Origin of the sequence: Microbacterium gubbeenense DSM 15944, from assembly GCF_000422745.1 — a bacterium.
In the GTDB taxonomy this organism is placed as follows: Bacteria; Actinomycetota; Actinomycetes; order Actinomycetales; family Microbacteriaceae; genus Microbacterium; species Microbacterium gubbeenense.
Genome location: NZ_AUGQ01000028.1, coordinates 1 through 21,475, shown reverse-complemented (window position 1 = coordinate 21,475; position 21,475 = coordinate 1). Strand labels below are relative to the sequence as shown.

Here is a 21,475-nt window from a genome sequence, read left to right as displayed (position 1 = left end):
CGACGGGAACGTCCCGGACCTGCTGTGACCGGCGGGAATGGACCTTCGTCGCCAGCACGCCGCAGGACGGACAGCCCGGCGGGACGGTCGAGGCGATCACCACCCGCCGGCCCCCGTCGGGCAGGTCGACGGCATCGATGACGCGGTAATTGGGCAAGTTGAAGATCGTGCTCGCAGCATCACGCTGCGAACCAGTACTCTCGTGCACAGGCTCGTGGTCCTCTGAGATTCGGATGTCTTGACAACACCCATCACAGCAGGACCACGAGCCGTTCTACGTCAACGACGCGACGCTCCCCATCACCACGAACCGGGAAGAGCCGGTATAGCGCCCCGACCACCGCACAGAACGCGGCCGTCACAGAGAAACCGACGGCGAAGCTCGTGCCGGCGGCGATGAAGCCGACCACGAGGGATCCGAGCCCCGTTCCGGTGTCGAAGCCCATGTTCCAGGTCGTGCTGGCGATGTTCCGCATGCGGATCGGCACCGCCGCGAACGAGATCACCAGCGTCAGGTTCTGCAGCGCGCCGTAGGCGATGCCGGTGAGCATCGCGCCAGCCACGAGCACGAGGGCGCTGTCGGCGGGCGCGATCGTGGCCCAAGCGACGAGGCCGAGCCCGACGGCGCCCGTCCCGAGCAGGGGCGGGATGAAGCGGTGCGGCCCGTAGCGGTCGGCGAGCCCGCCGGCGATGAAGCGCGAGAACGCCGCGACCCCCGTGAGTGCGAAGAGCGCGATGATCACCGCGAACGGCCCGAAGCCGAGCTGCGGGGCGAACGAGATGACCGCCCCGCCCGGCGTCGTGATCGCGAGCAGCACGAGCGCCGGCAGCGCGAGCGCGAGGAACACTCGGCCCCCGCCCGGGCCCGCGTCCTCCGGCTCGTCCTCGCCGCCGGCCCGGCCGATCCGCGCGCCGAGCGCGATGGCGAAGGGCACCGCGAGCGCGGGCAGGCATCCGAGAACGAACACGACGCGGAAATCGACCGATTCGGCGATCCATGCCGACGTCGGGGTCAGCAGGAACTGCGGCAGCGCGATCGACAGGCCATACACGCCGACGGCGCGGCCGCTGTGCGACCGGGGCACGAGGTGCGCCACCGCGCTCGCGCCGCAGACCGTGAGCGCCGCGAAACCGGCCCCGCGCACGGCCGAGACGGCGAGCACCTGCCACAGCTCATCGGTGAAGATCAGCAGCATCGACGGCAGGCCGAGCAGGAGCATGCCGGCGGAAAGCACGAGCCGCCACCCGATCGTGCGCAGGGCCCACGGGACCGTCGTCTGCACGAGCACCGTGGCGAGCATGAGCACAGCGTTGACGAGGCCCGCGCCGCCCTCGTCCGCGCCGATGTGCCGCGCCCACAGCGGCGCGGTCGGCAGCAGCAGGGCGAAGCCGGCGAATCCGAGCGCGGACATCGCGAGCAGCGGCGCCATTCCCGGCGCGCGCCACACGGATCCGCGGGAAGATTCGATCTGAGGCATCATGCCATTGTCTCGCGTCCGGGCCCGCGCGCGGGGAGCGCGGATCCTTCTCCTGATTCTTCGGGCGCGCGACAGTAAGCTCGTGTGCGAGGCGATCTCCGCATCGCAGGTCTCGTCGGAAGGACAGCCCATGTCGAACAAGGCCGAACAGGCGACCTCGGTCGCTCAGCCGGTTCTCCGCGCGAGCGCGCGCAGCGTTCTCGGCGGTGCCGCCGACGAGATGAACCTCACGCGCTTCCTGCACGGCCTGCCGGGCGTCGATGCGGTGGGGCTCGAGGCGCGGGCCGCGAGCCTCGCGACGCGCTCCATCAAGACCGAGTCCAAGGCATGGGCGCTCGACAAGATTCTCTCGCTCATCGACCTCACGACCCTCGAGGGTGCCGACACCCCGGGCAAGGTGCGCTCGCTCGTCGGCAAGGCGCTCGTTCCGGATCCCGCGGACCCGACCTGCCCGCGCGTCGCGGCCGTGTGCGTGTACGGCGACATGGTCGGAACCGCCGTCGAGGCGCTCGGATCCGCGCACGGCGAGATCCAGGTCGCCGCCGTCGCGACCGCTTTCCCGAGCGGGCGCGCGTCGCTCGAGGTGAAGCTCGCCGACACGCGCGACGCCGTTGCCGCCGGCGCAGACGAGATCGACATGGTCATCGACCGCGGTGCGTTCCTCTCAGGGCGCTATGGCCAGGTGTTCGACCAGATCGTCGCGGTGAAGGAGGCGTGCCGCCGCCCCGACGGATCGCACGCTCACCTCAAGGTGATCCTCGAGACAGGCGAGCTGAACACGTACGACAACGTGCGGCGCGCATCGTGGCTCGCGATCCTCGCGGGGGGCGACTTCATCAAGACCTCCACCGGCAAGGTCTCCCCCGCCGCGACGCTTCCCGTCACCCTGTCGATGCTCGAGGTCGTGCGCGACTGGAAGCGCCTGACGGGCGAGGACATCGGCGTGAAGCCGGCGGGCGGGATCCGCGCGTCGAAGGACGCGATTCGCTACCTCGTCACCGTCGCCGAGACCGTCGGCGAGGACTGGCTCACGCCGAGCCTGTTCCGCTTCGGCGCCTCGAGCCTCACCAACGACGTTCTGCTGCAGCGCCAGAAGATGGCCTCGGGCCACTACTCGGCCGGCCAGTACGTGACCATCGATTAAGGGAACCGACATGTCATTTCTCGAATACGCCCCGGCCCCCGAATCGCGGGCGATCCTGAGCCTCCGAGACTCGTACGGTCTGTTCGTCGGCGGCGAGTTCACCGACGGCCACGGGGATCCGCTCGATTCGATCTCGCCCGCCGACGGATCGCGCATCGCCGCGTTCGCGACGGCCGACGCCGCCGACGTCGACGCCGCCGTCGCGTCCGCGCGCCGCGCCTACGACAAGGTGTGGTCGAGGATGCCGGGCGCCGAGCGCGCGAAGTACCTCTTCCGCATCGCCCGGATCGTGCAGGAGCGCTCCCGCGAGCTGGCCGTCGCCGAGAGCCTCGACAACGGCAAGCCGATCAAGGAGACGCGCGACTTCGACGTGCCGACCGCGGCCGCGTGGTTCTTCTACTACGCCGGCTGGGCCGACAAGCTCGAGTACGCGGGGCTGAAGCACCCGCGCTCTGTCGGCGTTGCCGCCCAGGTGATCCCGTGGAACTTCCCGCTCATGATGCTGGCGTGGAAGATCGCGCCGGCCCTCGCCGCCGGCAACACGGTCGTGCTGAAGCCCGCCCAGACGACGCCGCTGACCGCAATGCTGTTCGCCGAGATCGTGCAGCAGGCGGATCTTCCCGCCGGCGTCGTGAACATCATCGCCGGCGCGGGCGAGACCGGAAAGGCGCTCGTCGAGCACGACGACGTCGACAAGGTCGCGTTCACCGGATCGACCGCCGTCGGCCGCTCCATCGCGCGCTCCGCCGCGGGAACGAGGAAGAAGCTCACGCTCGAGCTCGGCGGCAAGGGCGCGAACATCGTCTTCGACGACGCCCCGATCGATCAGGCCGTCGAGGGCGTCGTGAACGGCATCTTCTTCAACCAGGGCCAGGTCTGCTGCGCGGGATCGCGCCTGCTGATCCAGGAGTCGGCGCACGACGAATTCGTCGAGCGGCTGAAGCGGCGCATGGAGACGCTTCGCGTCGGGGATCCGCTCGATAAGAACACCGACATCGGCGCGATCAACTCCGCGGCCCAGCTCGCGCGCATCGAGGAGCTCACAGCGGCCGGAGTCAACGAGGGCGCCGTCTCGTGGGCCCCCGAGTGCAGCCTGCCCGACGAGGGCTTCTGGTTCCGCCCCACCCTGCTCACGGGTGTGTCGACGAGCCACCGCGTCGCCCGCGAGGAGATCTTCGGCCCCGTGTTGAGCGTGATGACATTCCGCACGCCGGCCGAGGCGATCGCGAAGGCCAATAACACGCCGTATGGCCTGTCGGCCGGTGTCTGGAGCGACAAGGGATCCCGAGTGCTGTCGGTCGCCGACAAGCTGCGCGCGGGCGTGGTGTGGACGAACACCTTCAACAAGTTCGATCCGACGTCGCCGTTCGGCGGATACCGCGAGTCGGGCTATGGCCGCGAGGGCGGCCGACCCGGGCTGCTGTCCTACCTCACGGAGGAGAAGAAATGACCCGGCTCCAGATCCCCAAGACCTACAAGCTGTTCATCGGCGGGAAGTTCCCCCGCAGCGAGTCCGGTCGCACCTACCGTGTGACCGCAGCAAAGGGGGATTTCGTGGCGAACGCAGCCCAGTCTTCGCGCAAGGACGCCCGCGATGCGGTCGTCGCCGCCAGATCCGCCGTGGGCGGCTGGTCGGGCGCGACCTCGTACAACCGCGTGCAGGTGCTCTACCGCATCGCCGAGATGCTCGAGGGTCGACGGGCGCAGTTCGTCGACGAGATCCGGCAGCTCGAAGGCGCATCCGCGAGCGCGGCGGCATCACAGGTCGATCGCGCGATCGACCTGTGGGTCTGGTACGCCGGATGGGCGGACAAGTACGCCCAGGTGCTCGGCAGCGCCAACCCCGTGGCCGGCCCGTACTTCAACCTGTCGGTTCCCGAGCCGACCGGCGTGGTCGCGCAGATCGCCCCGCAGGAATCCGACAGCCTGCTCGGCCTCGTGGCCGTCGTCGCGCCGGCGATCGTCTCGGGCAACACTGTCGTGGTCGTCTCGCACGAGAGCGCTCCGCTGCCCGCGATCTCGTTCGCCGAGGTGCTCGCGACGAGCGACGTGCCGGGCGGGGTCGTGAACATCCTCACCGGGTCTCCGGCCGAGCTCGGCCCGTGGCTCGCGAGCCACGCCGACGTCGACGCGCTCGACCTCACGGGTGCGGGATCCATCGACTGGATTCCGCTCGAAGCGGCAGCGGCCGAAACGATCAAGCGGGTCGTCAGGCCGTCCGACGACCTCGACGGATCGCTGCAGAAGATCGCCGCGTTCACCGAGACGAAGACGGTGTGGCACACGAAGTCGCTGATCTGAGGTCGCGTTCCGGGGCACGGCGTGGCATTGTTGTCACTGCCACCAAATTAGCTGTCCCGGAAGGACTGAGCCATGCCCGCACGCCGCGCTCTCGTCGTTCGAGGCGGTTGGGAGGGGCATAGCCCCACCGAAACGACCGACCTGTTCCTGCCCTTCCTCGAGCGATCCGGCTTCGAGGTGCGCGTCGAGGAATCGGGCGAGGTCTACGCTGACGCCGATCTCATGACGGCGACCGACCTCGTTCTGCAGTGCGTGACGATGTCGGAGATCAGCCGCGGCGCGACCGACGGGCTGCGGGCCGCCGTCGCGAACGGCACGGGCCTCGCGGGATGGCACGGCGGCATCGCCGACTCGTACCGCGGCAGCTCCGACTACCTGCAGCTGATCGGCGGGCAGTTCGCGGCGCACCCGTCGAAGGATCCGTCCGTCGCCACAGGCGGGCCCTCCGACAACTTCCTGCCGCACATGATCGAGATCACCGACCTCGGGCGCGGGCACGAGATCACCTCCGGGATCGGCGACATCCGGCTCGAGACCGAGCAGTACTGGGTGCTCACCGACGGCCTGAACGACGTGCTCGCGACGACGACGCACCCGGCGCAGGCGCACCACCCGTGGCACCGCGCCATCACCACGCCCGCCGTGTGGACGCGCCAGTGGGGACACGGCCGGGTCTTCGTCGCCACCCCCGGACACAGCGTCGACGTGCTGCAGAACGAACAGATCCGAACCGTCATCGAGAGGGGCCTGCTGTGGGCGAGCCGCACCGAATCGGAATAGTGGGCCTCGGGGTCATCTCGAAGCAGTACCTCGAGACGCTGGCGTCTCATCCGGGCGTCAGGATCGTCGCGGTCGCGGACCTCGATGCCGCCCGCGCGGAGAGCGTCGCGCGCGAGATCGACGGATGCCGCGCGCTGTCCGTCGACCGCTTGATGGCGGATCCGTTTGTCGAGACGATCCTGAACCTCACGATCCCCGCCGCGCACGCGGGGATCGCGCTGGCGGCGCTCGCGGGCGGCAAGAACGTCTACGGAGAGAAGCCGTTCGCGGTGATGTTCTCGGACGCCGAACGGATCATGGCGGCCGCCGGATCCGCGTGGGCGGGCGGCGCGCCCGACACCGTGCTCGGAACCGGCGTGCAGACCGCGCGGCGGGTCGTCGACGAGGGCGGCATCGGGCGCCCGGTCGCCGCGACGGCGACATGGACATCGTCGGGCCACGAGCGCTGGCACCCGCACCCAGACTTCTACTATCGCCAGGGCGGCGGCCCGCTGCTCGACATGGGCCCGTACTACCTCACCTCGCTCGTGCACCTGCTCGGTCCGGTCGTGCGCGTGACGGGCTCCTCGTCGCGCTCGCGGGATACGCGGATCATCGCGTCGGGTCCGCGGGCGGGCGAGCGGATCCCCGTCGAGGTCGACACGCACATCACGGGGTCGCTCGAGCACCTGGGCGGCGCCGTGTCGACCGTGACGTTCAGCTTCGATGGCGTCGCCACGGATGCCGCCCCGATCGAGGTGCACGGCGAGACGGGCTCGATGTCGGTGCCCGACCCGAACACCTTCGATGGCGACGTGCGCGTGCACGCGCAGGGCGGATCCGGTTGGACGCTCGTGCCGCCGAGCGCCGGGTACGAGTCGGCGGGGCGCGGCATCGGCGTGATCGACTTCGCGCGCGGCCATCGTCGGGCATCTGGGCAGCTCGCGCTGCACGTGCTCGAGATCATGACCGAGCTGATGCGCTCGGCGCGCGAGGGCCGGCGGATCGACCTTACGACCACGGCCGAGCGCCCGGAGCTGGTGCCGCTCACGAGCAAGCGCGAGTGGTGCGGGGCTTCGCCGAGCGCCTGAGATGTTGCCGAGCGCCTGACGAATAAGCTGGATCGGTCAGGTCGCCGACGAATTCTCAGGCGCTCGGCGACCGCGAGATGGAGGAATGACGTGTCGGAGATCCTGCGCCTGGAGTCGGTGGATGTCGTGCGATCCGGGCGGGAGATCCTCTCGGGCATCGACATGACGGTGAACGCGGGCGAGCACTGGGCGCTCATCGGCGCGAACGGGGCCGGCAAATCGACCTTGCTCAGCATGTGCGGGGCGCAGGAGCACCCGACGAGGGGATCCGTATTCGTGCTCGGCGAGCAGCTCGGCCGCGTCGAGATCCGCAAGCTTCGCGAGTCGATCGGCCACGTCAATCCGCGGCATACGGTCTCAGCGGCGCTGTCGATCCGCGATGTCGTGCTCACGGGCGCAACCGGAACGAACGAGCGGATGAACCGGTGGGAGCCCACCCCCGAGCTCGTGGCGCGCGCCGACGAACTCATCGACATGCTCGGCCTCGGCGGCAAGGAATCGGCCCGGTGGCCGACGATGTCGCAGGGCGAGCGCGGCCGGGCGCTGATCGCCCGCGCACTGCTGACGGATCCGCCCCTGCTGCTGCTCGACGAGCCCTCGACCGGTCTCGACGTGGCGGCGCGCGAGCAGTTCCTCGAGACCGTCGACCACCTGCACACGACGCACCCGGGCCTTGCGACTGTGCTCGTCACGCACCACCTCGAGGAGCTTCCGGCCTCGACGACGCACGCCATGCTCATCAAGGAGGGCCGCGTGCTCGCCGCCGGGCTCGCGCCGGACGTGCTCACGACCGCGCTCGTCACCCGTGCCTTCGCCTACCCGATCGACATCGAGCTGCGCGATGGCCGCTGGTCGGCCCGGGCCCGGCGCGCGGTGCCGGTGGCCTGAGGACCTCGTCAGGCGTACGCGTCGCAGACGCGCGCGATCTCGGAGAGCGCCGCGGCATCCGGTTCGTCGAGGGCCATGCGCGAGTGCGCGTCGACGACGCGCATGTGGCGCAGCGCCGCCCGCATGCGGGGCATGTCCCCACCGATGATGGCGACGACGTCATCGACGTCGGCCTGTGCGGCGGAGATCCGCGCCGCGTCCCCGGAGTCCGCCGCCGCCGCGAGTTCGCGGAACGGCTTCGGGAGCACCGAGGAAACTCCAGAGACCACGCCGTCCGCACCCCGCTCCCCCGCAGCGACGAGATCGCGGTCGGCGCCCGTGTAGACGACGAATCCCTCGGGCGCGACCTCACGGTACGCGGCGATCTGGTCGAGGGTCAGCTCGCTCGCTTTCACGCCCACGACGTTCGGCAGCTCTGCGATCCGGGCGAGAAGCTCGGGCGAGACGTGGTTGCCGGAGCGCTTCGGGTAGTTGTAGACGTAGAGCTCGCCGTCGCCGACGGCCTCCGACAGCGTCTGATAGTACGAGTAGAGCGCCTCGTCGGAGGACTCGAAGTAGTACGGCGTGAGCGCCGCGAACTCGCGGGCGCCGAGAGCGCGAGCGGTGCGCACTCGCCGCGCTGCCTCGAACGCGCTCGGTGCGCCGACGTGGACGACGACACGGGTCACGCCGCTGAGCTCGGTGAGCGCGGCCTCGACGACGTCACGGAACTCTGCGTCGTCGATGGCCGGGAACTCACCGGTCGTGCCGAGCACGAACGCGCCCTCGTTTCCTGATGTCGCCACGTAGCGGAAGATCGCGCGGCATCCCTCGAGATCGAGCGAGCCGTCGTGTGCGAACGCGGTGGGAATTGCTGTGAGGATGTCTCGCCTGGTCACTTCTCAGTGCCCTTCTTCTTGCGTGAACGGCGGGCAGGTCGCGCCTCGTCGCTCGGGATTGTGGATGTGAGCATGCCGGGCTCGTCGCGCAGCTCGTCGTGAGCCTGCTCGATGTCGGCGAAGGTCTCCTCGCTGAGCACCGAGTCGGCGAAGGAGCCGCGCTTTTCCTTCGGCTTGCGCGCGTTCCGCACCGCCGGGATCACGATCGACAGCACCGCGAGCACGAGGAGAACGATCGCGATCGGGCTGACGACTGAGAAGAACGGCTGCGTCGGCAGGATCTGCAGAGTACGAGCGAGGTTCTCCTCGGCGAGCGGACCGAGGATCAGGCCGAGAACGATCGGTCCCGCCGGAATCTCGAGGCGCTTGAGGCCGAGCCCGATTACGCCGAACACCAGCATCTGGACCACCGTCGAGATGCTGTTCGACGTCGCGTACGTTCCGATGACGCAGAAGATGAGGATCCCGCTCCACAGGTACGGGCGCGGCAGATCGAGCAGCTTCACGACGCCCTTCATGCGCACGAGGCTGAGCGCCAGCGCGAGCAGCGTCGCGACGATCATGATGCCGGAGATTGACACCACGAGGTCAGGTCGCTCGGTGAACAGCGTCGGGCCGGGGGTGATGCCCCAGATGATCATCGAGCCGATCATCACGGCCATCACCGAGTCGCCCGGGATCCCGAGCGCCATCGTCGTGGTGAGGGATCCGCCGAGCGTCGCGCTCGACGCGGTGTCCGAGGCGGCGATGCCCTCGATGGATCCCTTGCCGAACTTCTCCGGGTGCTTGGAGACGGATCGTGCGCGATCCCATCCGATGAGTCCGGCGATGTCGCCGCCGGCGGCCGGGATGAGTCCCACGCCGAGACCGACCGCGCCGGATACGGCGACGGCGCGGCCCGACTGCTTGAGCTCCGTGCGATTGGGCAGCCATCGTCCGAGCGCCGAGATGGGACGCACCGTGCTCTGGCGGTGCGTGAGCAACTGGTCGAGCAGTTCGGCGATGCCGAACAGTCCGATGATGACCGCGATGAAGTCGAGGCCGTCGACGAGGTCGAGCAGGCCGAACGTGAAGCGCTGGTCGTTCGTCGCGCTGTAGAGGCCGACGGTGCCGAGCATCAGGCCGATCACGCCCGCGAGGATGCCCTTGAGCATCGACTTCGACGAGATGCCGATCATGATCGCGATGCCGAAGACGACGAGCGAGAACAGCTCGGGCGACCGGAAGTAGTTGCGTGCGAGGGTCGCGACCGGCACCGCGAGCGCGGCGAACAGCACCACCGAGGCGAGGATGCCGACGGCGCTCACGATGGCCGATATCGTCAGCGCGAGGCCCGCGCGCCCCTGTTTCGCCATGGGATAGCCGTCGAAGGTCGTGGCCACCGATGCGGGCGTGCCCGGTGTGTTGACGAGGATCGACGGCACGCGGTCGCCGAAGTTCGCCGCGACGTAGATCGTGAGCAGCACCGCGAGGCCCTGCACCGGCTCGAGCGTCATGGTGAAGCCTGCGGCGAGCGCGACGGCCATCGTCGCGGTGATCCCGGGGAAGGCCCCGACGAGGAAACCGAGCGCGAGCCCGACGATCATGTAGAGGACGACGGAGACGTCGGCGAGCGCGCCGAGGCCGTCGAGAAGTGCGCTCATAGCGGGATCCTCAGGACGATTCCGAACAGGATGTAGATGAAGGCCGTCAGGCCCACCGGGTAGGCGATGAGCCCGATCCATCCGCGGTGGCCGTAGACCCACAGCAGCGCGAAGAGGTACAGCGCCGCGACGATCGGGAACAGCTGGATGCGGTAGCCGGCCATAATGATCGACTGCACGCTCCACAGGGCGACGAATACGGCCGAGATGACGATCGTCAGCACGACGCGCAGCGGCCCGCCCGCGGAGATGCGCTCGATATCGGAGCGCACCGGAACCGGCCGCGTCACGGCCACGACGAGCAGGATGATCGCGACGATCAGCCCGCTGACGCCGAGCACGCTCGGCCACGTGCGAGCGGTCATCGCGGCGCCGACGCCCTCCGTGCGGAGCGGGATCTGGGTCGCCATGACGAGGTAGCCCGCCATGAACGCGGTGGCGATCGCCGCCGCGATGATCTCGAGAGCCCGAGACGGGCGGGGCGAGGTCGCCTCGCCCGCCTCGGTGGTGTCGTCAGCGGTCAACCGAGCAGCTCCTTGAACCGGTCGAACTGCTCCTCGACGAACGCCTGGTGCTCGTCGGCGGAGCGGTACACGACGAGGTTTCCGGCGTCCTCCTGGAACGACGTGTACGAGTCGCTCTCGACGGCGGCCTTGACCGCCTCCTCGAGCTTGTCGTGCACGCCGTCGGGCAGTCCGGCGGGTGCGTAGATCCCGCCCCATCCGCCGAAGACGACGTCGTCGGTGCCGAGCTCCTCGTTCACGGTCGGCACGTCGGGCAGCTCGGGGTGCCTCTCCTCGTCCATGACTGCGAGGATCTTGACCGAGTCCTTCTGCGCGATCGCCTCACCGACGCCCGACACCGAGGCGACGGTCTCGCCGGACGCGGCGGCGCTGACGGCGGGAGCGCCGCCGTCGTACGGTACCGGGGTGATCTCGACGCCCGCGGCATCCGCGAGCCCGAGCGACGCGGCCTCCCAGATGGATCCGGCGCCGGAGTTCGAGATCGTGACCTCGCCGGCCTCCGCCTTCTCGATCAGGTCGTCGAGAGTGTCGATCCCGCTCGACGCCCCCACCGCGATCACGCCCGGCGCGTTCATGATCTGCCCGAGGAAGTCGTAGTTCTCGGGCAGCACGTCGGCGTTCTGCGTGGTGTTCAGCATGGCGATCTCGACGGGCGCGAAGCCGATCGTGTATCCGTCGGGATCCTGTGCGGCGATGTACTCCATCGCCTTGGCGCCGGAGGCGCCGGGCATGTTCTCGGGGATGACGCTGACGTCGAGGCTCTTCTCGAGCTCGACGGCGAGCGCGCGCGACGAGAGGTCGGATCCGCCGCCCGCGTCGGCCTGGATGATCAGCCGGATGTCGTCGTTCGGGAAGTCGGATCCGTCGCCGGATTCCACCGGCGTGCATGCCGCAAGCACGGTGGCGCCGAGGCCGGCGGCCGCGAGGCTGGCGACGAGTCGGGAGTAACGGGGCATCTTTGCTCCTTCAATGCGCAGGGTCTTGCTCTTGGGTCAGAAGATCATGACACGTTTACTGTTAACAGTCAACGGGGCGACGGGATCCTGACGACGCGCGGCCCGTCAGCGCGCGTCGAGCTCGAGGTGCATGCGCTCCTCGGCGCGCCGCAGATGGTCGTCGAGCTCGCGCGCGACGGCATCGGCGTCGCCCGACCGGATGAGCTCGTACAGCGCACGATGCGACTGCGCGGATTCGTGCAGATCCTCGTCATGGTTGATCGTCACGTCGAGCAGAGCGGTGAACGTCGGCTCGTACTGGCGCCACGTCGCGAGCAGCCGCGGGTGGTCGGCGAGCTCGTAGAACATCGAGTGGAATGCCACGTCGGCGCGATAGAACGCGCCGTGATCGCCCGATTCGGCTGCCAGCGCCATGCGCTCGACCAGCTCTTCCGCCGGCTTCCAGCTCTCGTCCCCCGCGCCCATCGCCCGCGCGACGGCGAGCTGCTCGAGTGCGGTGCGCAGGCTGTACAGCTGCTCGATGTCCTCCCCCGAGAGCCCCTTGATGTAGATCCCCCGCGGGCGGCGCAGCTCCACCAGCCCCTCGTACACCAGCTGCGAGACGGCGTCGCGCACGGGCCCGCGGCTCACGCCGAACTCCTCCGCCACTCCCTCTTCCGTGAGACGATCGCCCTGCACGAGCTCGCCGTGCACGATGCGCCGCCGGATGATGTCGGCCACCTGCTCGCCGAGCGCCGCTCCGCGCCTCACGCTGTCTCGCATCCTGGCCCTCCGTCTGTCGTCAACTGTCAACAGAGTACATCCAGCGGGCACGGGGCCCGTTCGCACTACGCTCGAGAACGTGTTCCACATCGTCTTCTACGAGCCCCGCATCCCGCCGAACACGGGAAACGCGATCCGAATGTCGGCGATCACCGGCAACACGCTGCACCTCGTCGAGCCCCTCGGGTTCGACCTCTCCGATGCGCACCTGCGCCGGGCGGGGCTCGATTATCACGACCTCGCGCACGTGATCGTGCACCCCGACTTCGATGCGGTGTGCGCGCATCTCGCCGAGCACGGCTCCGGACGGATCTACGCGTTCACCGGTCACGCGTCGCGCTCGTTCGCCGACGTCGCCTACGAGCCGGGCGACGCGCTGCTGTTCGGGCCCGAGCCGACGGGACTGCCCGACGAGGCGCTGACGGATCCGCGCGTCACGGATCGTCTGCGGATCCCGATGCGCCCCGACGTGCGGTCGCTCAATCTTTCGAACTCCGCAGCCATCGCAACGTACGAGGCGTGGCGCCAGAACGGGTACGCGGGCGGGGTCTGAACCGAGTCGGAGCGGCGCGCGACAGCGGTCATTCCGCGAGATCGGGATGCAGCCACTCGAGCACGCGCTCGCTCGCCGAGACCACCTCGCGGCCCGCGAGACCGTACATCTGCCGGCCCGGGAACAGCGCCACGCGGTCGTCCGCCACCGCGGGCAGCGCGGCGATGGCCGGGTGAGCGAGGAGCTCGTCGAACGATGCCTCGCCCTTGCCCGTGACGTCGACCAGCATGATGCAGTCGGGATCCATCGCGACCAACTGCTCGGGCTGAACGGGCATGGTCTTGTCGATCCCGATCTGCGCGGCCGCGCTCGCCCCGCCGCCGTTCGCGACGATGTCTGCAACGAGCGACGACCCGGCGTTGATGAACGGGGTCTGAGCCTGATTGCTCAGGATCGCCACGGTGGGCTGCTCCCCCGCACCCTCTGCGCGCTCCCGGATGTCCGCCACTCCCCCGACGATCTCGTCGGCGAGCGCGTCGGCCGCGTCGCTCAGGCCCGTCGCCCGCCCGAGGATCTCGATGTTCTCGGCGACCGCGTCGGACGTGGACCAGCCGTTCATCAGGGTGAGCACGGGCACGCCGGCGGCGCTCAGGCGCTCGGATGCGTCCTGCTCGCCGGTGTGCCGCGCCGTGACGACGACGAGGTCGGGATCCCAGGCGAGCACCTGCTCCGGCTCGGGGCTCGTATGCCCGCCGATGACATGCTCCACGTCGGCCATCTGCTCGGCGTGCGGGTTCAGCGTCGCGCTCGTCGCCGCGTCGGGGATCGCGATCACACGCTCGGTCGCGCCGATCTCGTGCAGCGCGATCGCCGCGTCCGGGGAGAGCACTGTGATCCGGTTCGGCTCCTCCTCGATCACCACGGCCTCCGCGGCCCCCGGTTCGTCGATCTCGACGGGGAAGGCAGCCGGAGCGGCGACGCGCGTCGGTTCTGCGCCGGCCGTGCCCGCCGAGCAGCCCGCAAGGCCGAGACCCAGTGCGAGGAGGCCGCCGATCGCGGCTCGGATCGGACGACGCCTCGACGAGGAGGGAAGCGGTGCGGTCGAGTATGCGGTCATGGGGCTCTTCCTGTCAGCGCCGCCGAACGGGGCATGCGGTGCGCGGCGGTCGGGTGGATGTGCGGATAGCCGAAGGCGTCGGCATCGACCGTGGCCATGATGCGGTAGACGTCGGCGATCCGCTGTGGGGTGAGGACGCTCTCGGGGGTGCCGTGTGCGACGAGGCGCCCGTCGTGGAGCACGGCGAGCCGGTCGCAGTAGCGGGAGGCATCGTTGAGATCGTGCAGCACGACGGCGACGCTGACACCGGCATCGGCGCGGGCGCGGAGGATCTCGAACACGCGCAGCTGGTGGCGCACATCGAGCGCCGAGGTCGGTTCATCGAGCAGCAGCGTTCCCGCGCGCTGCGCCAGCGCACGCGCGATCTGCACGAGCTGCCGCTCTCCGCCCGACAGCGACGGCACGGCACGCTCGGCCAGGTGCGCGACGCCCACCGCTTCCAGCGCGTCTCGGACGATCTCCTCTTCGGCGGCATCCGAGCGGGACAGCCGGCGTCGGTGCGCGTATCGACCCATCCGCACGAGCTCGGCGGCCGTGACGTCGGCCGCGGCCGCGGTGTCCTGCGCGACGTAGGCGACCAGCGCGGCCCGCTCCCGCGGCCGCAGCGATGTCAGTCGGGATCCGTCGATGGCGACCTCGCCGGTCGTGGGCCGCACGAGCCCGCCGAGGGCCCGCAGCAGCGTACTCTTGCCCGCGCCGTTCGGCCCGATCAGCCCGAGCACCTCTCCGGAACGCACCTCGACGGACACTCCGGAGAGCACGCGGCGGCGGTCGAGCTCCACGCCGAGGTCGCGGGCGACGAGGCTCACGCGGCCCGCCTCGCGACGTCGCGCGTGCGCAGCACGAGCACGACGAACACGGGGGCGCCCACGAGCGCCGTGACGATCCCGGTCTGCCATGCGCCGCCGCCGGGTGCCAGGCGCGCCACGGTGTCGGCCATGACGAGGAATATCCCGCCGAGCATCGCCGCACCGGGCAGCAGGAAGCGGTGGTCCGATCCGAGCATCAGGCGCACGGCGTGCGGAGCGACGAGGCCGACGAAGCCGATCACGCCCGTGACGGCGACGACGCTGCCGACGATCACCGCGCTCAGCACCAGCAGGGCGACCCTCACCCGGGTCACGCTCACCCCCATCGATTCTGCCGTCTCGTCTCCCAGCAGCAGCGCGTTCAGCTCGCGGGTCATGCCACTCAGGCAGGCGATCCCCAGCACGGCGGGCACCGCGACCAGCGCGAGATCACTCCAACTGGCCGACGTCAGGTCGCCCTGCAGCCAGAACAGGGCACCGCGCACGGTCTGCGAGTCTTCGGCGTTCGCGACGATCGCCCCGGTGACCGCCCCGCAGAACGCGTTCATCGCGATCCAGAGCAGCAGCACGGTGACAGGGCTGCGATCGCGCGACGCGAGCACGATGAGCTGAATCACGACGAGCACCGTCACGGCGCCGACGAAGGCGGCGACCGGCAGCGCCCAGGCGCCGATGGCGCTCACCCCGAGCACGATCACCGTCACGGCTCCCACCGCCGCGCCGCTCGCGACGCCCGTCACGCCGGGTTCTGCGAGCGGGTTGCGGAAGTACGCCTGCATGGCTGCTCCGGCCACAGCGAGTCCGGCACCCGCGAGCAGCGCGAGCAGCGCTCGGGGCAGTCTCAACTGCATGATGACGAGGCCGTTCTCCACCGTGTCCGCGTCACCCCCGAGCGCACGGACGAGAACCCTGATGATGTCGCCCGGCGCGATCGGGACCGGCCCCAGACCGAGCGAGACGACGAACACCGCAGCGGTGGCGACCGCGAGGGCGAACAGGATGCTCGCGCGTCGGCGCCGGCGAGAGGATCGGACGCCGGCTCCGGGCGCGGGCCGCGACGCCTCGGATTCGGTGGCGGCAACGAGCACAGCGAACGTCCTCTGGTCGGTTTCTGCGGGGAGGGGAACGCACCCACCCTACTCGCAGTTGATAATCGTTATCAAGTCGACTGTGGTCGCGGCGCTCCGCCGTCGCGGCGGCTTTCGGCGCCCGCTCTCGATAAAATGGTGCCTTTGCTTGCCAACGACATCGGAGGTCGCGCGTGGGCGATCTCGTCTGGCACTCGCTGGTGCTCATCGGCCTCGTCGGCGGCATCGGAATCGCCGCCCTGGGACCCGGCGGCGTGATCGTCACGATCGGCCTCTTCGCCCTCACGGACCTGTCGCCCAGCGCGGTCGCGGGAACCGCGATCGTCACGCACGTCGCGACCGGCCTGATGGGAACGGCGGTCTACCTGCGCTCCGGCCAGCTGCGCGATCCGGCCACCCGACGCATGTCGACCGTGCTGGCCGCCTCGGCCGTCGCCGGCACGCTGGCGGGCGTGCTCCTCAACACGGTGCTCCCGGGCGGATACTTCGGACCGCTGCTCGGGGGCTTCATCGCGATCGTCGCCCTTCTCGTGCTGTATCGGGATCGCTATGACCGCCGGCTCGCACGCGCCGGCGGACCGCCTCGAACGCGCCCACGTCGCTCGCTTCCCCTGCTCATCGCTCTGGGCCTCGGAATCTCCATCGTCAGCGGGCTGTTCGGTGTCGGCGGTCCGATGATCGCGGTTCCCGTGCTGGTCGCCATCGGCGTGCCGCTGCTCCCGGCGCTCGCCGCGTCGCAGGCGCAGAGCGTCATCATCGCGCTCGTGGGCAGCATCGGCTATGCCTCGCTCGACGCGATCGACTGGCCGCTGGCGCTGCTCGTCGGGATCCCCGAAGTCATCGGCGTCGTGATCGGGTGGCGCATCGCTCACTCCGTGCCGACGCGCGGGCTGACGTACGGCCTCGTCGTCGTGCTTCTGGCGCTCGTACCGTATCTGATGCTGCGCTGAGGCTCGGCGGAGATGAAAAACGCCCCCTTCCCGAAGGAAGGGGGCGAAGGGTGGGCCCAGCGGGGTTCGAACCCGCGACCCGCGGATTAAAAGTCCGATGCTCTGCCAACTGAGCTATAGGCCCGCCCACCAGCTTAGGGGACGCGACCTCGTGATGCGCTCCGAGCCGCGCTCAGGCGCGGATCGCCTCGGCGATCGGCGTCTCGCCGTTGCCGAACGGAATCGTGCGGCGGATCGTCGATGGATCCGCGAGCGTCGCTGCCGCGACGGCGGCGACATCGGCGCGCGTGACACGGCCGTCGCCGGGGTCCGCGACCGAGATGAGACCGGTCGGTTCCTGGAGCGTGAGCGGACCGGGAGCGAGGATCGTCCACTCGAGATCGGTGCCGCGCAGGTGCTCGTCGGCGATCGACTTCGCCTCGGCGTACGCGAAGAACGGGTCGTCCTGCGCCACCCCGTGGTCGCGACGCGACCCGATGTACGACACCATCACGTAGCGGCTCACGCCCGCCGTGGCGGCCGCGCTCATCGAACGGATCGCCGCGTCGCGGTCGACCGCATACGTGCGCTCGGGATCGCCGCCGCCGGCTCCCGCCGACCAGACGATCGCGTCGTGCCCGCGGAAGAGATCGACCAGCGACTCCTCATCGAGGCTCGAGACATCGGCCACGCGTGCTGTGGCGCCCGTTCGGGAGACGTCATCGGTGTGCTCCGGGTTGCGGATGATGCTCGTGACCGCATCACCGCGAGAGGTGAGGATCGGGGCGAGGCGGAGCGCGACCTTGCCGTGACCGCCGATGATGAGAACGCTCGACATGGGGATTCCTTCCGTTGGCGTGTTCTCCACGCTAGCCGCCCCCAGGGCACTCGGCTCGGTGGAAGACTGTTCGCATGATCGCATCGCCCGACGCGCGCCGGCCGCTGCTCAGCCGTGTGCTGCAGCCGCTCGCGCTTCTCGCCCTCATGTGGGCCGTCCGCCTCCTCGATGTGATCCTCCCCGGAAGCTTCAATGCCTGGCTCGGCATCGAGTCGTGGCGCCTCGGCGGCCTCGACGGCCTCGTGTTCGCACCGCTCCTCCACGCGAGCTGGACCCATCTCATGTCGAACTCGGTGCCGTTCGCCGTGCTCGGGGTGCTCGTCTGCTTCGACGGCGTGCGGCGCTTCTGGGGCGTCACAGCGATCGCGGCCGTGATCGGCGGCGCCGGAACCTGGGTGGCGAACTCCCCCGGAACCATCACGGTCGGCGCATCCGGGCTGGTGTTCGGATACTTCGGATATCTGCTGGTGCGGGCCTTCGTCGCCCCCTCGCTCGGTCACGGGATCCTGTACGCCGTCATCGCGATCGGCGTCGGCGTCGTGTACGGCGCCGCCATGCTCACGGGCATCTTCGCGGCCGCCGCGGGCGTCTCCTGGCAGGCCCACCTGTTCGGCGCCGTCGGCGGCGGCGCCGCTGCGCTCGCGCTGCGCCCGAGACGAGTTGTCGGATCCCGATAACCCTTTCGGGATCCGACGCACGAATCCGATAGCGTCGCCTCTCGTGAACGTTATCTGGCGCACCCTCCTCGTCATGCTCCGCGCGAAGCGGATCCGTCGGCGCGAGGGCACGCTCCCCCTCGACGCCGTGAGCAGGATCCGACTGACGACGCTGCCGACCGACATCGATGTGCTGCGCCACATGAACAACGGGCGCTACCTGTCGCTGTTCGACCTCGGGCGGTGGGACATGACGACGCGCACCGGCCTCGGCGATGCGTTCCGCGACCACGGCTGGTACGCCGTCGTCGCCAGCGAGACGATCACGTTCCGCAAGTCGCTCGAGCTCTTCCAGAGGTTCGACGTCGAGACGCGCTGGATCGGCCGCGACGATCGTGCGGTCTACATGGAGCACCGCGCGGTCGTCGACGGCGAGATCTACGCCCGCGCGATCATCCGCGCGCGCATCCTGCGCCGCAGCGGCGGATCCGTGCCCCACGACGAGCTGTTCGCGGCGGTCGGCCTCGAGGGCGACATGCCCGAGGTCGACGCGTGGGTGCACGAATGGGCCGAGCACGTGCGCCTGCCGGCCGCCCGCGCCGAAGCGCCCAGCGTGTGGGAGTGATGCGACACACACGACGAAAGCCCCGTTCAGTTCGAACGGGGCTTTCTGTCGGAGCCACCTGTCGGAATCGAACCGACGACCTATTCATTACAAGTGGCACGATTCGCTGCGCGGGCGGCCGAGGATGCGCCTGAGCGCGAGAAGATTGCGCCGGTAACGCCCCTGCGTGCGACCGCTACGGTTGCGCCGGTGATTTCGATCGGCGGCCGACGATGAGCGATCGCGTCTTCGCCGTCAAGCGCGGCGACTTCCACGCCATACAACCCGACGATGGCAACGCCGAGCCTCGTTGGTGCGGGCACTGCCACCGTTCCTACGCAGCAGCGCTCGGATGCTCGCGGTCCACCTGGCCCCCGCGCGCCACCCCCTCGGATACACCGACCTCTATCTGACACATGTTGTCGAATCGAAACACCCCGAGAACGTCATGACTGGGCATATGGGACGGACACCCCTCCGAGTGATCGGAGGAACAGCGCTCAACCCAGGAAGCACCATGCACGTACTCGAAGCGTGGCGCGCGTGGCAGGAAGCCCAAGGGCTCTCTGTCCGCACGATCACGGAACGCCTATCCACCGTCTCGAGCCTCATGAGGCGCACGAAATGCACGCCCCTCACATTGCAAGGCGAGCACATCATCGCCTACCTCCGCCGGGAAATGTCCCCCGCGTCGCGCGCGACCTACTACACGTCGATCCGCGCGTTCACGGTGTGGATGAAACGCACCAACGTCCGGCTCGACGACCCGATCGATCAGGTGCCGTCGCCGAAGCGGCCGAAGAACCTGCCGCGACCGGTCGATCCGACGCTCATTGAAGCCATGATTCGCGGTGCCCGCAAGCGCGTCACGCGCACATATATCCTGCTCGCCACCTATGCCGGTCTACGCGTGCACGAGATGGCGAAAATCCACGGTCGCGACCTCGACTGGTTCAACGACAGCATCGTCATCACCGGCAAGGGTGGCAAGACCGCGCGTCTCCCCCTGCACGATCGCCTCATCGTCGAGGCCCGCGACTATCCGCGCGACGACTACTGGTTCCCCTCCCCCGCGCGGTCGGGCCCCGTTGGGCCGCACGCAGTCTCGAGCGCCATCCGACATTCAATGCTCCGTGTCGGCCTCGACGGCAAGCCGCACCAGCTTCGCCATTCCTATGGCACCGAGCTCGTGCGCGCGGGCGTGAATCTCCGCGTAGTGCAACAGCTCATGCGGCATGAGTCACCCGCGACGACTGCGATTTATACCGCCGTCGATGACGAACAACTCCGCGCCGGAATCGCTACACTTCGGCACGCGACGACGCTACCGCTCGCGGCGTGAGAAGAGGCCCGGACGGTGCCCCTCTCACGACAAGAGCGGGAACACCGTCCGGGCCTCCTACTGATCTGCCAGCTGTCCCGGCGAAGTATCATTAACGCGAGTCCAGACCATTGGACAGCGCGGCATGCTGGCCCGTCCGCTGCGCATCAGGTCCTTTACAGGAACCGCACGCATCTGAGTGGACTGCCACGACAAGCATTGACATCTCTCGGACGAATCCTGCGCTGAGGTAGGACTACCCCAGCAACGCGAAGCACATGCCAATGACGGCGAGCACTGCGACGCCCCCAATCACAGAATACTGAGCCACCGCACTTCGCGAAAGCAACCACGCCAACCCGACGCCGGGCAACAGGCACCACACGAGGCAGATCGTGACCATCCAAAAACCCAGGACGAACTGGTGAGTGATGATGCCGACCACTATCGCCATCACGAGGCCGACAGCCAGCGCTACAACTGAAATTCTCGTGATCTTCTGAGCGGTGGCTAGGCCCGACTTGGAAGCAAACTTTCGCGCCGGGAAGTAGCCGCACACGGCGGCGACCGTAACAAACGCTGCCCCCCCGGCCAACGCCCCTCCTGCGACGACAGCCCATTCCTGCGGCCCTCGAGGCGAGGTTAGCGCGCCTACCAAGGCTGCCCCCGGCAAGAGCCCGAGCAGGCAGCCTGCGTAGAACCCCAAATATAGTCGTGCACTGTCCCTTACGGCATCACTCATGAGACTCAGTATCGCTGACTGATGTTCATGTCGCGTGTACCGCATGCCCCAGTCAGGCAGTGAAATCCCAAGTTTCCGTACTTCCCAAGCGTGTGCCAGTTGATAAGACCCTTGCCGTTGTCCCAGCCTCCGTACACTTCATGGTTCGGGACTGGACGACGCCATCCAACAACTTCAAAGGGGCTCTTCGCATTTGAGCGTGTAGTGCCCGTCCGGGAGGACGTGCGCGTGGCGGTCCCGTGAGAGAGGTCGAGGCCTCCCGAGGATGGAAGTTCCTAAGCTCACCATCCGGAAGACCTCGACGTGCACCACGCTACCTTCGGCGACCCCGATCTGACTGTGTTCACCGCCCTCGACGACCACGGCCTCACCGTCACGGGCCTCACGCTCATGCACGCTGGCGCGACCCTGGAGTGCCGCGTCACCGATCGCGACCCGTTCTGCCGCAGCTGCG

The 21,475-nt window shown here is 69.0% G+C and carries 23 protein-coding genes and 1 tRNA gene; 11 read left to right on the top strand and 13 right to left on the bottom strand.

Features of this window, described 5'->3' with window-relative positions:
* On the bottom strand, positions 1-208 hold a 208-nt coding region (locus G510_RS19125; RefSeq protein ID WP_029153830.1), incomplete at its 3' end, for a transposase family protein.
* A gap of 43 nt (positions 209-251) precedes the next feature.
* Complete coding sequence (locus G510_RS16755) at positions 252-1,478, bottom strand: MFS transporter (protein ID WP_211219193.1); 1,227 nt, start codon at positions 1,476-1,478, stop codon at positions 252-254.
* A gap of 220 nt (positions 1,479-1,698) precedes the next feature.
* Between G510_RS16755 and deoC the strand changes: the two genes are divergently transcribed.
* The 6 genes from deoC (at position 1,699) to G510_RS0112030 (ending at position 7,661) form a co-directional block, all read left to right on the top strand.
* The gene (gene deoC, locus G510_RS0112055; protein ID WP_425411297.1) at positions 1,699-2,622 is read left to right on the top strand and encodes a deoxyribose-phosphate aldolase; all 924 of its coding nucleotides are present in this window, start codon (positions 1,699-1,701) and stop codon (positions 2,620-2,622) included.
* A 10-nt stretch (positions 2,623-2,632) separates the two neighbouring features.
* Positions 2,633-4,072, top strand: a complete 1,440-nt coding sequence (locus tag G510_RS0112050; RefSeq protein ID WP_029153828.1) for an aldehyde dehydrogenase family protein — start codon at positions 2,633-2,635, stop codon at positions 4,070-4,072.
* Positions 4,069-4,923 (top strand): aldehyde dehydrogenase family protein, encoded by an 855-nt coding sequence (locus G510_RS0112045; protein ID WP_029153827.1) that lies wholly within the window; start codon positions 4,069-4,071, stop codon positions 4,921-4,923. Before G510_RS0112050 ends, G510_RS0112045 begins: the two co-directional genes overlap by 4 nt.
* A gap of 72 nt (positions 4,924-4,995) precedes the next feature.
* Entirely contained in the window at positions 4,996-5,703 is a 708-nt protein-coding gene (locus G510_RS0112040) for a ThuA domain-containing protein (protein ID WP_029153826.1), read from the top strand.
* Complete coding sequence (locus G510_RS0112035; RefSeq protein ID WP_029153825.1) at positions 5,676-6,773, top strand: Gfo/Idh/MocA family protein; 1,098 nt, start codon at positions 5,676-5,678, stop codon at positions 6,771-6,773. The genes G510_RS0112040 and G510_RS0112035 overlap by 28 nt, the downstream gene beginning before the upstream one ends.
* A gap of 90 nt (positions 6,774-6,863) precedes the next feature.
* Positions 6,864-7,661 (top strand): ABC transporter ATP-binding protein, encoded by a 798-nt coding sequence (locus G510_RS0112030; protein ID WP_029153824.1) that lies wholly within the window; start codon positions 6,864-6,866, stop codon positions 7,659-7,661.
* 8 nt (positions 7,662-7,669) lie between these two features.
* Here G510_RS0112030 and G510_RS0112025 read toward each other — a convergent pair whose 3' ends face one another.
* The 5 genes from G510_RS0112025 to G510_RS0112005 all read right to left on the bottom strand — a co-directional run bounded on the left by G510_RS0112025 (position 7,670) and on the right by G510_RS0112005 (position 12,412).
* Positions 7,670-8,539, bottom strand: a complete 870-nt coding sequence (locus G510_RS0112025) for a dihydrodipicolinate synthase family protein (protein ID WP_029153823.1) — start codon at positions 8,537-8,539, stop codon at positions 7,670-7,672.
* The gene (locus tag G510_RS0112020) at positions 8,536-10,182 is read right to left on the bottom strand and encodes a tripartite tricarboxylate transporter permease (protein ID WP_029153822.1); all 1,647 of its coding nucleotides are present in this window, start codon (positions 10,180-10,182) and stop codon (positions 8,536-8,538) included. Before G510_RS0112020 ends, G510_RS0112025 begins: the two co-directional genes overlap by 4 nt.
* Positions 10,179-10,706 (bottom strand): tripartite tricarboxylate transporter TctB family protein, encoded by a 528-nt coding sequence (locus tag G510_RS16750; protein ID WP_051216726.1) that lies wholly within the window; start codon positions 10,704-10,706, stop codon positions 10,179-10,181. Before G510_RS16750 ends, G510_RS0112020 begins: the two co-directional genes overlap by 4 nt.
* A complete protein-coding gene (locus G510_RS0112010; protein WP_029153821.1) occupies positions 10,703-11,662 on the bottom strand; it encodes a tripartite tricarboxylate transporter substrate binding protein in 960 nt (319 codons plus the stop codon). Before G510_RS0112010 ends, G510_RS16750 begins: the two co-directional genes overlap by 4 nt.
* Positions 11,663-11,767: 105 nt before the next feature.
* Positions 11,768-12,412 (bottom strand): GntR family transcriptional regulator, encoded by a 645-nt coding sequence (locus G510_RS0112005; protein WP_245563343.1) that lies wholly within the window; start codon positions 12,410-12,412, stop codon positions 11,768-11,770.
* A 91-nt stretch (positions 12,413-12,503) separates the two neighbouring features.
* Between G510_RS0112005 and G510_RS0112000 the strand changes: the two genes are divergently transcribed.
* Positions 12,504-12,977 carry a tRNA (cytidine(34)-2'-O)-methyltransferase gene (locus G510_RS0112000; RefSeq protein ID WP_029153819.1) on the top strand — a complete coding sequence of 158 codons (474 nt, stop codon included), beginning with the start codon at positions 12,504-12,506 and terminating at the stop codon, positions 12,975-12,977.
* A gap of 28 nt (positions 12,978-13,005) precedes the next feature.
* Here G510_RS0112000 and G510_RS0111995 read toward each other — a convergent pair whose 3' ends face one another.
* The 3 genes from G510_RS0111995 to G510_RS0111985 are packed head-to-tail and all read right to left on the bottom strand — an operon-like array spanning position 13,006 to position 15,931.
* Entirely contained in the window at positions 13,006-14,034 is a 1,029-nt protein-coding gene (locus G510_RS0111995; RefSeq protein ID WP_029153818.1) for an ABC transporter substrate-binding protein, read from the bottom strand.
* Positions 14,031-14,843 carry a heme ABC transporter ATP-binding protein gene (locus G510_RS16745; RefSeq protein WP_211219191.1) on the bottom strand — a complete coding sequence of 271 codons (813 nt, stop codon included), beginning with the start codon at positions 14,841-14,843 and terminating at the stop codon, positions 14,031-14,033. Before G510_RS16745 ends, G510_RS0111995 begins: the two co-directional genes overlap by 4 nt.
* Positions 14,840-15,931 (bottom strand): FecCD family ABC transporter permease, encoded by a 1,092-nt coding sequence (locus tag G510_RS0111985; protein WP_029153817.1) that lies wholly within the window; start codon positions 15,929-15,931, stop codon positions 14,840-14,842. Before G510_RS0111985 ends, G510_RS16745 begins: the two co-directional genes overlap by 4 nt.
* Positions 15,932-16,104: 173 nt before the next feature.
* Here G510_RS0111985 and G510_RS0111980 point away from each other — a divergent pair, with 173 nt between their 5' ends.
* Positions 16,105-16,881, top strand: coding sequence for a sulfite exporter TauE/SafE family protein (locus G510_RS0111980; protein WP_029153816.1), 777 nt, complete (start codon positions 16,105-16,107; stop codon positions 16,879-16,881).
* A gap of 51 nt (positions 16,882-16,932) precedes the next feature.
* Here G510_RS0111980 and G510_RS0111975 read toward each other — a convergent pair.
* Both G510_RS0111975 and G510_RS0111970 read right to left on the bottom strand, forming a co-directional pair.
* A tRNA-Lys gene (locus G510_RS0111975) sits at positions 16,933-17,005 on the bottom strand.
* A gap of 48 nt (positions 17,006-17,053) precedes the next feature.
* Positions 17,054-17,698, bottom strand: coding sequence for an SDR family oxidoreductase (locus G510_RS0111970; RefSeq protein WP_029153815.1), 645 nt, complete (start codon positions 17,696-17,698; stop codon positions 17,054-17,056).
* Positions 17,699-17,772: 74 nt separating this feature from the next.
* On the opposite strand from G510_RS0111970, the gene G510_RS16740 reads away from it, so the two are divergent.
* The 3 genes from G510_RS16740 to G510_RS16735 all read left to right on the top strand — a co-directional run bounded on the left by G510_RS16740 (position 17,773) and on the right by G510_RS16735 (position 20,300).
* Positions 17,773-18,375 (top strand): rhomboid family intramembrane serine protease, encoded by a 603-nt coding sequence (locus G510_RS16740; RefSeq protein WP_051216725.1) that lies wholly within the window; start codon positions 17,773-17,775, stop codon positions 18,373-18,375.
* A gap of 43 nt (positions 18,376-18,418) precedes the next feature.
* On the top strand, positions 18,419-18,979 hold the full coding sequence (locus G510_RS0111960; RefSeq protein WP_029153814.1) for a thioesterase family protein: 561 nt from the start codon (positions 18,419-18,421) through the stop codon (positions 18,977-18,979).
* A 292-nt stretch (positions 18,980-19,271) separates the two neighbouring features.
* Positions 19,272-20,300 carry a tyrosine-type recombinase/integrase gene (locus G510_RS16735; RefSeq protein WP_245563345.1) on the top strand — a complete coding sequence of 343 codons (1,029 nt, stop codon included), beginning with the start codon at positions 19,272-19,274 and terminating at the stop codon, positions 20,298-20,300.
* A gap of 235 nt (positions 20,301-20,535) precedes the next feature.
* Here the strand turns inward: G510_RS16735 and G510_RS0111945 are convergent, their stop codons facing one another.
* Entirely contained in the window at positions 20,536-20,838 is a 303-nt protein-coding gene (locus tag G510_RS0111945; protein ID WP_157560594.1) for a hypothetical protein, read from the bottom strand.
* Positions 20,839-21,475 lie beyond the last annotated feature (637 nt).